Here is a 12,341-nt window from a genome sequence, read left to right as displayed (position 1 = left end):
CGGCCCCACCCGCTGCGACCTGACGACTTAGGCTGCCCGCATGGCGCACCTGCTCGCCCTTCCGGGCGTCGACCTGGTCTACGACGTCCGCGGCCCGCTTCCCCCGGCCGGCGGACGTCCGGTGCTGCTGATGATCGGGCAGCCGATGACGGCGGAGGGCTTCGCGACGCTCGCCGGGCTGTTCACCGACCGGACGGTCGTCACGTACGACCCGCGTGGTCTGGGCCGCAGCGTCCGCAGCGACGGCCGGGTCGACCACACGCCCCAGCAACAGGCCGCCGACCTGCATCTGCTCATCGAGGCCCTCGACGCGGGCCCGGTCGACGTGTTCGGCAGCAGCGGTGGCGCGGTCACCGGGCTCGAACTCGTCGCGACCCACCCCGGGGACGTCCGCACGCTGGTCGCGCACGAGCCCCCGATCAACCCCGTGCTCCCCGACGCCGAGGCCGCCGACCGCGCGCGGGCCGCCTTCAACACCGCGTACGAGACCGGTGGCACCGGAGCGGGCATGGCCGAATTCTTCCGGGTGACGTCCTGGCCGGGCGAGTTCACCGACGAGTACTTCGCCCAGCCGACGCCCGACCCGGCCGCGTTCGGCCTGCCGACCGAAGACGACGGCACCCGCGACAACCCACTGCTGTCGAAGAACTCCTGGGCGGTCAGCGACTACCGGCCCGACGCCGAGGCTCTGAAGGCGGCGACGAGCCGGATCGTGATCGCGGTCGGCGAGGAAACCGGCGACACCTACACCGCACGGACGGCCCGCGCCACGGCCGCATTGCTCGGGCAGGAGGCCGCGGTGTTCCCGAGCCACCACGGCGGCTTCACCGGCGGCGAGTTCGGATACACGGGTAAACCCGAGGAGTTCGCGGTCTGCCTGCGCGAAGTCCTCGGGTAGAGCCCGGGAGCGCCCGGTGCGGGCGCTCCCGGTCGGCGTCACTTCGGCATGAGCACGGTGTCCACCAGGTAGACGGTCGCGTTCGCGGTCTGGACGTTCCCGCAGACGACCTTCGAGTCGCCGTTCACGGTGAAGTCCTCACCACTGCCGCTGACCGTGACCTCGCCGCCCTGCAGCGACTTGAACGGCCCGGCCGTGCCGAGCTGCTCCGGAGTCACCTTCTGGCCGATCACGTGGTAGGTCAGGATCTTCGTCAGCATGGCCTTGTCGGCGAGCACGGCCTTGAGCGTCGCCGGCGGGAGCTTCGCGAACGCGTCGTTCGTCGGCGCGAACACCGTGATGTTCTTCGCGCCGTTGAGCGTGTCGACCAGTCCGGCCGTCTTCACGGCCGTGACCAGCGTCGACAGCACCGGGTTGTTGCTGGCCGCGGTCGCGACCGGGTCCTGGGCCATGCCGCTGAAGCTGCCCGAGCCGGAGGCCGGGACGGCCGAGCAGGCGGCGCCGAACGGCTGGTCCATGCCCGAGGTACCGGTGGAGGTCATCTCGCTGGCCGAGGGAGCGGGCGCGCTGGTCGCCGCCGACGACGAGGCCGTGTCGTCGGAGCCGCCACAAGCCGCCAGGCTCAGCGCGAACAGTGACGCTGCGGTGACTCCGAGTAGCCGAGTACGGATGCGAGTCATGGAAAGGTCCTTCCGATCGGGAGTGAATCAGGAAACGGTGACGACGACTGAGCGGTCCGGCGGAACCTCCACGCCCGGAGCCGCTGCGGTGCGCGGTGCTCTCCCCTCCAGGAAAAAGAGCACCGTCACCGCAGCGGCCGCTCCGAGCGGCGACGGCGCGGCCGGGGCCGCTGTCGCCGCCGGCTCGGCCGTCCCGGGGGCGGCGCCGGCGGCGGCCTCCCCGATCGGGGCGCCGAACGCGAGTCGGTCTGTCCGTGTCACATCAGGTATTCGGAGCGGCGAGGCGACCGGATTGGTCGATCCGGGGAAATCTTTGAATGGATGGCCGGGATGTCGGTTCACGACCCGGATGACCAATCCGCCGGACCGGTGGCTCCGAACTACCGGTGACCCTGTCGTCCCACGCCGAGGAGGCCCCGCCGATGGACCGCCTGAAAAGGCAAGCGGCCGAACCCGCGTCTCCCCCTCCGGACGCGGTGTCCGCGCTGCTCACGCAGGCCGGTCGGGGTGACGACGCGGCCTTCGCGAGCCTCTACGACGCGGTCGCTCCGCGCGTGTACGGGCTGGTACTCCGGGTCGTCCGCGACCCGGCCCAGGCCGAAGAGGTCACGCAGGAGGTCCTGGTCGAGGTCTGGCGGACCGCGCCGCGATTCGATCCGGCGCGCGGCTCGGCGTCGAGCTGGATCCTGACGCTCGCCCATCGCCGCGCGGTCGACTGGGTCCGCAGCGCGCAGGCCGCCACCGACCGGGAACAACGGGTGGCCGCGGCCGAGACACCGGCCTACGACGTGGTCACCGAGACCGTCGACGGACGGCTCGAACGCCAGCAGGTCCTCCGCTGCCTGCGCGGCCTCACCGACGTGCAGCGGGAGGCCATCACGCTGGCCTACTACGGCGGACGCAGCTACCGCCAGGTCGCGGAGAACCTCGGCCTTCCCCTGCCCACCGTCAAGACCCGGATGCGGGACGCCCTCATCCGGCTGCGCGACTGCCTCGGAGTGACCCGATGACCACGTTCCCGAACCACGGCCAGGACGGCCATGTCGACCAGCTCATCGGCGCCTACGCCCTGAACGCACTGGACGACGTCGAGCGGGCCGCCGTCGAACGGCACCTGCGGACCTGCCCGACGTGCGGTACCGAGGCGGCCGAGCTGACCGCGACCGCCGCCCGCCTGGGCAGCGCCGAGCTCGCCACCCCACCGGCGCACCTGCGCGAGCGGGTGCTGGCCGCCGCCCGCCGCACCTCGCAGCGTCACGGTCGCTCCGGCCCGTCCCAGCGGCCGACCGCACGCTGGAGCCGGGTCGCCGCCGCGGCGGTCGTGCTCGCCGGATCGGTCGGCGGCACCTGGTGGGTGCAGCAGGACCGGGTCGCGGACGAGCACGCCCGGGTGGTCGCGGCCGAGCAGGAGAACGCGTCGATGCGTGCCGTGCTCTCGGCCGCCGATGCCCGCTTCCGGGTCGCGACCGATGTGCCCTCCGGCCGCCTGACCGCGGTCTACTCCCCGTCGCGCAAGACCGCCGTGGTCACGTTCGGCGGCCTCGGAGACCCTCCGGCCGGCCACACCTACCAGGTCTGGCACCTGACCAGCGGCCCGGCCGAGTCGCTCGGTGCCCTGCCGGTCGGAACCCGGCTGGGCTCGCTGCTCGTCCACGACCTCACCGACACCGACCGGGTGGCGGTCAGCGTCGAGAAGGCCGGCGGATCGGCAACCCCGACGAACGTCTACGCGGTACTGCCGATGAGCTGACCGGCGGGCGCCTGGGCGGCCGGGCCGGGGCGCGACGGCCACCACGCCCACCGGCCCAGCAGCGTCAGCACCGCGGGCAGCACCACGGCCCGGATGAGCAGCGCATCGATCAGCACCGCCGTCGACAACCCGACGCCGAGCTGCTTGAACTCCACTCCGTGTCCCAGCACGAAGATGCTGAACACCGACACCATGACCACGGCCGCGCTGGTCACGGTTCCGGCCGATTCGGTGATTCCCCGCGCTACGGCGAGGCGCGCGGGGAGCCCGGACGCCACCAGCTCGCGGATCCGCGTCAGTACGAACACGTGGTAGTCCATCGACAGCCCGGACAGCACCGCGAACGCGAACAGCGGGATGAAGCTCACCACCGCTCCGCCGCCGACGACCTGGAACACCAGCGCGATGACCCCGAACGCCGCGGCGACCGACAGCAGGTTGCTCGCCGCGGTCACCAGCGCCAGCACCAGTGACCGGAACGCGACCACGATCACGACCGCGGTCGCCAGCAGGATGAACCCGACCACCCAGGGCAGGGCCCGGTTCACGTTGGTGGTGAAGTCCACCGACGCCGCCGTCTCCCCGCCGACCGCCCACCGGGCGTCGAGGCCGCGCAGGACCGACGGCAGCCGCTCGCGCAGCCGCGTCACCTGCGCACGGGCGCGCACCGACTCGGCGTCCGCGTCGAGGGTCACGGTCAGCTCGTGCGTCCGCCGGTCGTCGGAGACCCGAATCGAGTCGCCGAGCGTCCGCAACCGCGCGTCGACCGCGGACGCCTGCGCCGCCGGCGCCACCACCACGACCTGGTGGGTGGTCTCGTCGCCGGGGAACGCGTCGATCATCCGGTGCAGTGTCACCACCTCGGGGACACCACGCGGCAGCTCGTCGACGGACGGGTTGCGCAGCGTCATCCCCAGCGCCGGGGCCGCCACCGCGAGCAGGGCCAGAACCGAGACGGTGAGCGCGAGCACCGGACGACGCAGGGTCGGCCGCAGCAGCGCGGGCCAGAGCCGCGGCGGGCCCGGCCGGGCGGTCAGACGCCAGAGCACCGGCACCCGCGGCCGGTCCATGGCCCGGCCCAGTCCCGCCAGCAGCGCCGGGAGCACGGTCAGCGACCCGAGCATCGCCACCGCCACCACCAGCACCGATCCGGCCGCCAGCGACGAGAACGTCACGTCCTGCACGAAGAACAGCCCGAGCATCGCGACGATCACGGCGACCCCGGACACCATCACCGAGTGGCCCGACGTCTCGACCGCGATCTGCACGGCGTCGAGGTGTCCCTCACCGCGGGCCCGTTCGTCGCGGTACCGCTTGACGTAGAACAGCGAGTAGTCGACGCCGACCGCCATACCCATCAGCAGCACCATCGCCGCGGTCGTGCCGGTCGTCGGGATGACGTGCGACACCAGCGTCGAGAGCCCGAACGCGGCCGCCACCGCCGACAGTCCGAGCAGCACCGGCACACCGGCCGCGACCAGCGCGCCGAACACGACGCTCAGGATCAGCAGCGTCATCGGCAGGCTGACCAGGGCGGCGAGGTCGAGGTCGGCCGCCCGCTGCTCGTTCAGCCCGGCGGCCATCGACGCGTCGCCGACCTGCTCGATCCGCAGCGCGGGGAACTCCGCGGCCACCGCGCGCGTGACCTCCCGCAGCGGGGGCAGGCGATCGACCGCCGTGTCCGGGTCTCCTCGCATCGACACCGGCAGCAGCACCGCGTCGCGGTCCTTCGCGAGGACCGGCACACCGATCTGCAGGACCTCGCCGAGGCCGCTCATCCGCCCGCCGACGGCCGCGGCGGCCGCCTGGGCGGCGTCCGCATCGAGGCGACCGCTCCGGGAGGTGATCAGGACGTTCTCGGTCGCCGCGTCGGCGAGCCCGGCGTCGCGCAGCATGTGACCGGCGCGGGCCGACTCGCCGACGCCGGTCTCGAGCGGGGTCGCGGAGCGACCGGGAACGACGCTCCCGAGCGTCACGCAGACGGCGACGAACGCGAGCCAGAGGCCGACGGCCAGCCAGGGACGGCGGATGCTCCACGCCGCGATGGTGTTCGGTTTCACCCGCTCAGCGTCTCGGCCGGCGGGCCCGGGGTCGTCACACGGCCGAGGGTTTCGTCTCACCCGCAAGCGTGAGATCGGCTCCCGCCCGCGACGGACGACGCGGACCGCGGAGCTGCCTACCGTCGGGTCCCATGAAGAAATTCGTGGCGGCTCTGGCCGCGGTCGCAGCCACCGCCGGATGCGGTGTCTCCTCCACCGCCCCGGCGGCCGGTGCCCAGCCCACCCCGGTGGTCTCCCGCACGACGTTCGGGGCCCTCGCCGAGTGTCCCGGGCTGCCCGCCCTGCCGACCGCGCGGTGCGGGCAGGTCACGGTTCCGCGCGACCGCCGCCATCCGGCCGACGGCACGCTCACCGTGTCGTTCGCGCTGGTCCCGCATACCGACACCACGCGGCCGGGCCTGGGCACGATCGTGCCGAATCCCGGCGGGCCGGGCACCTCGACGATCGACGTGGGCGGGAAGTCGTTCGACGACGCGCTCGCCCCGCTGCTCGACCGCCGTGACCTGTTGCTGATCGACCCGCGCGGGGTCGGCCGCTCGTCGCCGCTGAGCTGCCCGGCGCTGGCCGGCCCGGTGCGGGCGTTCGCGTCGCTCGAGCGCCAGCGGACGCTCATCGGCGAGTGCGGCCGCCAACTCGGCGACCGGGCCGACGACTACGGCTCCGCCGCCGTCGCCGACGACCTCGACGCGGTCCGCGCGACGCTCGGCCTGGGACGCCTCGACCTGCTGGGCGTCTCCTACGGCACCTACCTCATGGCGGTGTACGCCCAGCGCCATCCGACCCACGTCCGGACGGTCACGCTGGCCGGTGCGTACGCGGTGAACGTCGACCCCAACGGCGAGGTCGCGGCCGCGGCCTTCCGCCGCGCGGTCCGCCTGGTCTGCACGCGGACCGCGCAATGCTCGGGCGATCAGGTGCTCGCCGACCTCGCCGCGGTGCTGCGACGCCTGCGCGCCCACCCCTCCACGGTGCCGGTCACGTTCCACGGCACCGTGCAGACCCTTCCTCTGGACGAGTGGCAGCTGACGTCCGTGGCCGGTCGCGTGTATTCCAGCCGGCCCGACACCGGCGCGCAGCTGAGGCTGGCCGGCGCGGTGGCGGCCGCGCGCCACGGTGACCTGGGGCCGGTGCGCGAGCTCGTCGCCGACAGCCTGATCGAGGAGGCCACGATCTACGCGTACGGCCCGACGGTGCTGTCCGACGCACAGCAGTGGGCGACGACCTGCCACGACTACCTCCGCGCGTACTCCTACGCCGACGGGACGGCGGCCCGCCGCGCGGACTACGACGCCTCGGTGGCCGGTCTGGACGACGCCGCGTCCGCTCCCTTCTCCGCGCGGGCCTGGGTCAGCCGGGCGGACTTCGACAGCGGCGCCTGCCTGAACTGGCCGGACGACCGCACCGCGCGGTCGCCGTTCCCGGCCGGTGCCGCGATGCCCGGCGCGCCGGTGCTGGTGCTCAACGGGGACCTCGACGCCAACACCCCGAGCGAGTCGGGCCGGGCGGCTGCTGCACAATTCCCCCGGGCGACCTTCGTCGAGATCGCCGGGGCGGGCCACACCCCCGCGTCCACGCCGGAGGGAGCCGCCACCATCGTCCGGTTCATTCGCGATGCGCGGCGATGACGAGACCGCGGTGCTCCGCCGCCGTTCGCTGCTGATCGCGATCGGCTGCGTGATCGCCGACGGGATTCCGTTCGTGATCCATGCGTCGGACTTCCCGCTCGGAGCGGGCCTCGTCGTGGCCGGGGTCGCGGTCCTCGTCACCGACCTGGCGCTCGCGCTGCCGGCCCGGACGGCCGGGTCGGTGGCGGTCGCCCACGCGGTGGTGCGGCTGGCGGTACCGCTCCTGCTCCTGTGGGCCACCGGGCAGCACGAAACCGGGATGGACAACGGCGTCGGGCTGGTGTTCGCCGCCTATCGGGCCGGCGCCTGGGTCGACGGCCGCCGGTCCTGGGCGCAGCTGGCCGCGCTGATCGCGGGCATGTTCGCCGCGCAATACGCACAGGGGTACGACGGGCTCACCGAGAACGTCCTGCTGACGTTCTCCAACACGTTCCTGCCCTGGCTGCTCGGGCGGCACACGACCGGTCGCAGCGGCTACATCGCGGAGGTCCGCCGGAAAGCGGACGAGCAGCGCCGCACCGTGGCACTGGGGCTGGCGGCGGCGGTGGAGGCCGAACGGACCGCGATCGCCCGCGACCTCCACGACACGATTTCGCACCACGTCAGCGCGATGGGGGTGCACGCGGCCGCGGCCCGCCTGGGCATGGAAACCGGCCGGGGACGCGCCACGGCGTCGCTGGAGCAGGTCGAGGCGTCCAGCCGGGCGGCCCTGGCCGATCTGCGGCGGATGCTCGATCTGCTGCACGGCGAGGAGTCCGACGGCGTCCGCCAGCCGGGGTTGCACGCGCTCGACGAACTCGTCGAAGGCAGCCGGCGCGCCGGCCTCGCGGTGAACCTGCGGGTCGAGGGATTGTCGCCGCACGACCTGCCGGACTCGGTGAACCTGGCGACCTACCGGATCGTGCAGGAGATCCTCACCAACGCGTCGCGCCACGGTGACGGCACGCTCGACCTGTCCGTGGTCCGGACGCCCACCGAGCTGCGGGTCACCGCGTGCAACGGGGTGGGCAACGGCGCCGGCACCGCCGGCACCGGCCGGGGCGTCGACGGGATCCGGCACCGGGCCGGCCTCTTCGGCGGCTCGGTGACGGCCGGGCCCGAGCCCGACGGCACCTGGCGCACCAGCCTGTCGCTGCCCCTACCGGAGGCCCCGTGACGATCCGTGTCCTGCTCGCCGACGACCACGAGTTCTTCCGCTCCGGGTTCCGCAGCGCGCTCGAGACCCAGGACGACCTGGAGTGCGTGGCCGACGTCGGCGACGGTCAGGCGGCCGTGGCCGAGATCGAACGCCTCCGCCCCGACGTCGCCGTGCTCGACGTCCGGATGCCCCGGCTGGACGGGCTCACCGCGGCGGAGGCCGTGCTGTCGCGCGGCGGGAGCACCCGCGTCGTGCTGCTGACGACCTACGACGACGACAGCTACGTCTACCGGGGGCTACGGGCCGGGGTGAGCGGCTTCTGTCTCAAGAGCATGCCGACCGAAGAGTTGCTCGGCGCGATCCGGATCGCGGCCCGCGGGGACGCGCTGATCGATCCGTCGGTGACCCGTCGGCTGGTCGGCACGTTCACGGCCGGGATGGCGCCGGCTCCGCGCCCGTCCGCGCCCGACGGGCTCGACAAACTGACCGCCCGGGAGCGGGAGATCCTGCTGGAGCTCGCGCGGGGCCTGTCCAACGCGGAGATCGCGGCCCGCCTGTACGTGGGCGAGCAGACCGTGAAGACGCACGTGTCGCACCTGCTGACGAAGCTGGGCCTGCGCGACCGGGTCCAGGCCGTCATCTACGCCTACGAGAACAGTCTGCTGGAATAGGGGCATGCGACGAGTAGTGGTGATCGGGGCGACGGGACACATCGGCAGCTACCTGGTGCCGCGGCTGGTGCGCGCCGGGTACGACGTCGTCGCGATCAGCCGGGGTGAACGGGCGCCGTACCACGAGGCGCCGGAGTGGCGGTCGGCCGAGCGACTGGCCGTCGACCGGGACGCCGAGGACGCGGCCGGGACGTTCGGCGCCCGGATCGCGGCGCTGGAGCCGGACGCGGTCGTCGACCTGATCTGTTTCACCCCTTCGTCGGCGAGGCAGTTGCTGGACGCGCTCCGCCCGGCTCGGCCGCTGCTGCTGCACTGCGGCACGATCTGGGTCCACGGCCGGGTGGCGCGGGTGCCGGTCACCGAGGACGAGCCCCGGACCGGCTACGGCGAGTACGGCGAGGGCAAGGTCGCGATCGAGGCCCTGCTGCGGCAGGAGACCGAGGTGCCGAGCGTCGTTCTGCACCCCGGGCACATCTCCGGCCCCGGCTGGCCGGTGATCACCCCGGCCGGAAACCTCGACCCGGACGTCTGGCGGCGCCTGGCCACCGGCGAGCCGCTCGCGCTCCCCGCGCTCGGCCTCGGCGTGCTCAACCACGTGCACGCGGACGACGTCGCCCAGGCCTTCGAGCTCGCGCTGAGCCGTCCGGAGGCGGTCGGGTCGAGCTTCCACGTGGTCGCCGACCGGGCGATGACGTCCCGCGGCCTGGCCGCAGGGGTGGCGGGCTGGTACGGCCGCGAACCGGTCCTCGACTTCGTCGAGTGGGACGAGTTCGAGCGCCGCGTCGGTGCGGAGCACGCCGCCATCACCCGCGACCACATCGAGCGCGGCATCGCGGCGAGCATCGGCCGCGCCCGGGAGGTGCTCGGCTACGTCCCGAAGTACTCGTCGCTGGACGCACTGCGCGAGGCCCTGCCGTGGCTGATCGAGAACGGCCAGGTGCACGGCGTCCCGGCCCTGCCGGAGTAGGACGCCCGGTGGCCCGGAGCCGCGGGCTCCGGGCCAGGTTCTGGGTCTGGCGGCGGGGCCGCTTGGCCGCTTGGCCGTCTGGGAGGCGGGGCCGCTTGGCCGCCTGGGAGGCGGGGCCGCCTGGCCGCCTGGGAGGCGGGGCCGCCTGGGGGGCGGCGGGGTCAGGCGGCGAGGCGGCGGGCGATCGCGGGGATCACGATCGCGGCCGCGACCAGGTGCGTGAGCATCAGCAGGGCCTTGGTGGCGGGGGCCGCGTCGGCCAGCGCGTCGGGGACCAGCGACAGAGCGGTCAGCACGAGCGTGGTGCGGACGAAGACGCGGCGCGGACGGCGGGCGAAGCGCCCCATCACGACGGCCATCACGACGCCGACCAGTGAGAAGATCGCGGTGAGGGTGGCGAAGCCGGGCACCGGGATCGGGGCACCGGAGACGTCGAGGCTGATCCCCGCGGCGGAGCCGGCGGCGGCGACCGAGGCGGTGGCGACGCTGGCCGCGGCGGTGGCGAGCAACCCGGTGACGAGCACGAAACGGGCCGACGTGCTGGTGGCCGGGGTGATCGTGGTGGTGGTCATGTCGAGCCTCCGTGGGTTCCTGCGAACCGGCTCCGTGCCGGTCTCTCATCCCCACTACGAAGCCGCGACCGCCACTACGACACCCGCCGGAAGAGTTTTCTGATTGCCTGGCACCATGCCCCACATCGAACTCCCGCCGCTGCCCGGCATCGTCGGCCTGCTCGCCGCCCGCCCGGACGTCGCCGTGCATCTCAACGCCCTCGGTGAGACGCTGCTGCGCGGCCCGTCGCCGCTGTCCCCGGCCCAGCGCGAGACGATCGCCGCGCACGTGTCGCGCGGGAACGGCTGCACGTTCTGCGCCGAGACGCACGGCGCGGTGGCCCGCGAGCTCGGTGCCACGGGAGCCGACTCCGCACTCGAGCCGTTGCTCGCGATCGCCGACAAGGTGCGGGTGGACGGCCGCTCGGTCACCGGCGAGGACGTCGCCCGGGCCCGGGAGGCCGGCGCCGACGACCGTGCGATCCACGACACCGTGCTCATCGCGGCCGCGTTCTCGATGTTCAACCGATACGTCGACGGCCTGGCCACGGTCCGGCCCAGCGACCCGGCCCACTACGCGGCGCATGCCCGCGCGCTGGCGGCGAACGGCTATTTGTCGTAGGGCCCTGGTAGTCAGAGTGCGTGCCCTTCGCTGACGAACTCCTCAGTGCCGCCACGGCCGAGAACCTGGCCCGCGCCCTCGCGACCGCCGCGCCGCGGAACCCGCTGACCGCGGTGCACGCGGCGGCGTCCGGGCTCGGCGGGCTCGCGCTGCGCGCCCGGGCCGACCTGCTCCGCGACGCGCTGCTCGCCGACGTCCCCGGCGGCTACCGCGAGCTCGCAGACGTCGTCCGCACCGCGACGCCGCACCTGGCCGGCTGGATGGTCTGGCCGGTCACGACCGCCGTGGCGGCCCGGGCCGTCGACGACGGCAGCGACGAGGCCTTCGACGACGCGATGGCGATCCTGGCCGGGCTCACCGGCCTGCTCACCGCCGAGTTCGCGATCCGGACGCTGCTCCGCCACGACCTCGGCCGCGCCCTGGCCATCGCCCTGCGCTGGGCCGGCTCCGACGACACCGACGTCCGGCGGCTCGCGTCCGAGGGCACCCGGCCGTACTTGCCGTGGGCGGTCCGTGTCCCGGGGCTGTCCGCGCAGACGATCCCGATCCTCGACGCGCTCTACCGCGACCCCAGTGACTACGTCCGCCGCTCGGTGGCCAACCACCTCAACGACCTCAGCCGCGATCATCCGGAGCTGGTCGTCACGACGGCCGCGCGGTGGCTGGAAGCGCCCGACGCGCGCACCGCCCAGGTCGTCCGGCACGGCCTCCGCACGCTGGTCAAGCGGGGCGATCCCGGGGCGCTCGCGCTCCTCGGGTACGGCAAAGCCTCCGTTCACGTCGACGGCCCGACCCTCGACGCCGACGTCGTCTGGATCGGCGACGCGATCGAGTTCCGGGCGACCGTCCGCAACACCGGCGACGAAGCCGCCCGGCTGGCGATCGACTACCTCGTGTACCACCGGAAGGCCAACGGCTCCCAGACCGCGAAGACGTTCAAGCTCACGACCGCGACGCTCCAGCCGGGCGAGGCCGCGGAGATCCGTCGCGCCCACTCGTTCCGGGTGATCACCACCCGGCGCTACTACCCCGGCCCGCACGCGATCGCCCTGCAGGTCAACGGGGTCGCCACTCCAATGGCGACCTTCGAGCTGCGCTGACGCCCCCGAGGTGCCCCGCCGGCCACACCCGGCGGCCCTCGACCGGGCGGCCGAGCAGCGGGCCGCAGGCGCCGGGCGGCGGGCCGCAGGCGCCGGGCGGCGGGGTGGCAGGCGCCCGGCGGCGGGGTGGCAGGCGGCAGACCCGCAGGCGCTGGGGCGGCAGGCCGCAGGCCGCAGGCACCGGGCCGCAGGCCGCAGGCACCGGGCCGCAGGCCGCAGGCACCGGGCCGCAGGCCGCAGGCACCGGGCCGCAGGCCGCAGGCACCGGGCCGCAGGCCG

At 74.0% G+C, this 12,341-nt stretch carries 12 protein-coding genes; 9 read left to right on the top strand and 3 right to left on the bottom strand.

The features are described 5' to 3' along the window. Nucleotides 1-40 precede the first annotated feature (40 nt). On the top strand, nt 41-898 hold the full coding sequence (locus ACIBZJ_RS00485) for an alpha/beta fold hydrolase (RefSeq protein WP_395923880.1): 858 nt from the start codon (nt 41-43) through the stop codon (nt 896-898). Nucleotides 899-936: 38 nt separating this feature from the next. Here the strand turns inward: ACIBZJ_RS00485 and ACIBZJ_RS00480 are convergent, their stop codons facing one another. After that, nucleotides 937-1,578: a fasciclin domain-containing protein gene (locus ACIBZJ_RS00480; protein WP_395923878.1), complete on the bottom strand. Its 642-nt coding sequence runs from the start codon at nt 1,576-1,578 to the stop codon at nt 937-939. Between the two features lie 422 nt (nt 1,579-2,000). On the opposite strand from ACIBZJ_RS00480, the gene sigK reads away from it, so the two are divergent. Further along, entirely contained in the window at nt 2,001-2,588 is a 588-nt protein-coding gene (sigK, locus tag ACIBZJ_RS00475; protein WP_395923876.1) for an ECF RNA polymerase sigma factor SigK, read from the top strand. Continuing rightward, a complete protein-coding gene (locus tag ACIBZJ_RS00470; RefSeq protein ID WP_395923874.1) occupies nt 2,585-3,328 on the top strand; it encodes an anti-sigma factor domain-containing protein in 744 nt (247 codons plus the stop codon). Before sigK ends, ACIBZJ_RS00470 begins: the two co-directional genes overlap by 4 nt. On the opposite strand, the gene ACIBZJ_RS00465 is transcribed toward ACIBZJ_RS00470, so the two are convergent. Then, entirely contained in the window at nt 3,304-5,388 is a 2,085-nt protein-coding gene (locus tag ACIBZJ_RS00465; protein WP_395923872.1) for an MMPL family transporter, read from the bottom strand. The two genes, ACIBZJ_RS00470 and ACIBZJ_RS00465, sit on opposite strands and share 25 nt — an antisense overlap. Before the next feature lie 131 nt (nt 5,389-5,519). On the opposite strand from ACIBZJ_RS00465, the gene ACIBZJ_RS00460 reads away from it, so the two are divergent. Genes ACIBZJ_RS00460 through ACIBZJ_RS00445 form a run of 4 tightly spaced genes read left to right on the top strand, consistent with a single transcriptional unit; the run spans nt 5,520 to nt 9,789 of the window. Then, nucleotides 5,520-7,013, top strand: a complete 1,494-nt coding sequence (locus ACIBZJ_RS00460) for an alpha/beta hydrolase (protein ID WP_395923870.1) — start codon at nt 5,520-5,522, stop codon at nt 7,011-7,013. Next, nucleotides 7,000-8,169 (top strand): sensor histidine kinase, encoded by a 1,170-nt coding sequence (locus ACIBZJ_RS00455; protein WP_395923868.1) that lies wholly within the window; start codon nt 7,000-7,002, stop codon nt 8,167-8,169. The genes ACIBZJ_RS00460 and ACIBZJ_RS00455 overlap by 14 nt, the downstream gene beginning before the upstream one ends. Next, entirely contained in the window at nt 8,166-8,822 is a 657-nt protein-coding gene (locus ACIBZJ_RS00450; protein ID WP_395923866.1) for a response regulator, read from the top strand. Before ACIBZJ_RS00455 ends, ACIBZJ_RS00450 begins: the two co-directional genes overlap by 4 nt. Nucleotides 8,823-8,826: 4 nt before the next feature. After that, the gene (locus tag ACIBZJ_RS00445) at nt 8,827-9,789 is read left to right on the top strand and encodes an NAD-dependent epimerase/dehydratase family protein (RefSeq protein ID WP_395923864.1); all 963 of its coding nucleotides are present in this window, start codon (nt 8,827-8,829) and stop codon (nt 9,787-9,789) included. Between the two features lie 161 nt (nt 9,790-9,950). Here ACIBZJ_RS00445 and ACIBZJ_RS00440 read toward each other — a convergent pair whose 3' ends face one another. Next, a complete protein-coding gene (locus tag ACIBZJ_RS00440; RefSeq protein ID WP_395923863.1) occupies nt 9,951-10,361 on the bottom strand; it encodes a DUF6069 family protein in 411 nt (136 codons plus the stop codon). Nucleotides 10,362-10,476: 115 nt separating this feature from the next. On the opposite strand from ACIBZJ_RS00440, the gene ACIBZJ_RS00435 reads away from it, so the two are divergent. Continuing rightward, entirely contained in the window at nt 10,477-10,962 is a 486-nt protein-coding gene (locus ACIBZJ_RS00435; RefSeq protein ID WP_395923861.1) for a carboxymuconolactone decarboxylase family protein, read from the top strand. 20 nt (nt 10,963-10,982) lie between these two features. After that, nucleotides 10,983-12,062, top strand: a complete 1,080-nt coding sequence (locus ACIBZJ_RS00430) for a DNA alkylation repair protein (RefSeq protein ID WP_395923859.1) — start codon at nt 10,983-10,985, stop codon at nt 12,060-12,062. Nucleotides 12,063-12,341 lie beyond the last annotated feature (279 nt).

This window comes from Cryptosporangium sp. NPDC051539, assembly GCF_044454545.1.
In the GTDB taxonomy this organism is placed as follows: domain Bacteria; phylum Actinomycetota; class Actinomycetes; order Mycobacteriales; family Cryptosporangiaceae; genus Cryptosporangium.
The sequence above is the reverse complement of the archived record's forward strand: the minus strand, read 5'-3'. Positions and strand labels throughout refer to the sequence as shown.

Bases quoted from the DNA above. Each gene is read 5' to 3' on its own strand.
- ACIBZJ_RS00460 (WP_395923870.1), top strand. From the start codon at position 5,520: ATGAAGAAATTCGTGGCGGCTCTGGCCGCGGTCGCAGCCACCGCCGGA.
- sigK (WP_395923876.1), top strand. From the start codon at position 2,001: ATGGACCGCCTGAAAAGGCAAGCGGCCGAACCCGCGTCTCCCCCTCCG.
- ACIBZJ_RS00485 (WP_395923880.1), top strand. From the start codon at position 41: ATGGCGCACCTGCTCGCCCTTCCGGGCGTCGACCTGGTCTACGACGTC.
- ACIBZJ_RS00480 (WP_395923878.1), bottom strand. From the start codon at position 1,578: ATGACTCGCATCCGTACTCGGCTACTCGGAGTCACCGCAGCGTCACTG.
- ACIBZJ_RS00440 (WP_395923863.1), bottom strand. From the start codon at position 10,361: ATGACCACCACCACGATCACCCCGGCCACCAGCACGTCGGCCCGTTTC.
- ACIBZJ_RS00435 (WP_395923861.1), top strand. From the start codon at position 10,477: ATGCCCCACATCGAACTCCCGCCGCTGCCCGGCATCGTCGGCCTGCTC.
- ACIBZJ_RS00455 (WP_395923868.1), top strand. From the start codon at position 7,000: ATGCGCGGCGATGACGAGACCGCGGTGCTCCGCCGCCGTTCGCTGCTG.
- ACIBZJ_RS00445 (WP_395923864.1), top strand. From the start codon at position 8,827: ATGCGACGAGTAGTGGTGATCGGGGCGACGGGACACATCGGCAGCTAC.
- ACIBZJ_RS00470 (WP_395923874.1), top strand. From the start codon at position 2,585: ATGACCACGTTCCCGAACCACGGCCAGGACGGCCATGTCGACCAGCTC.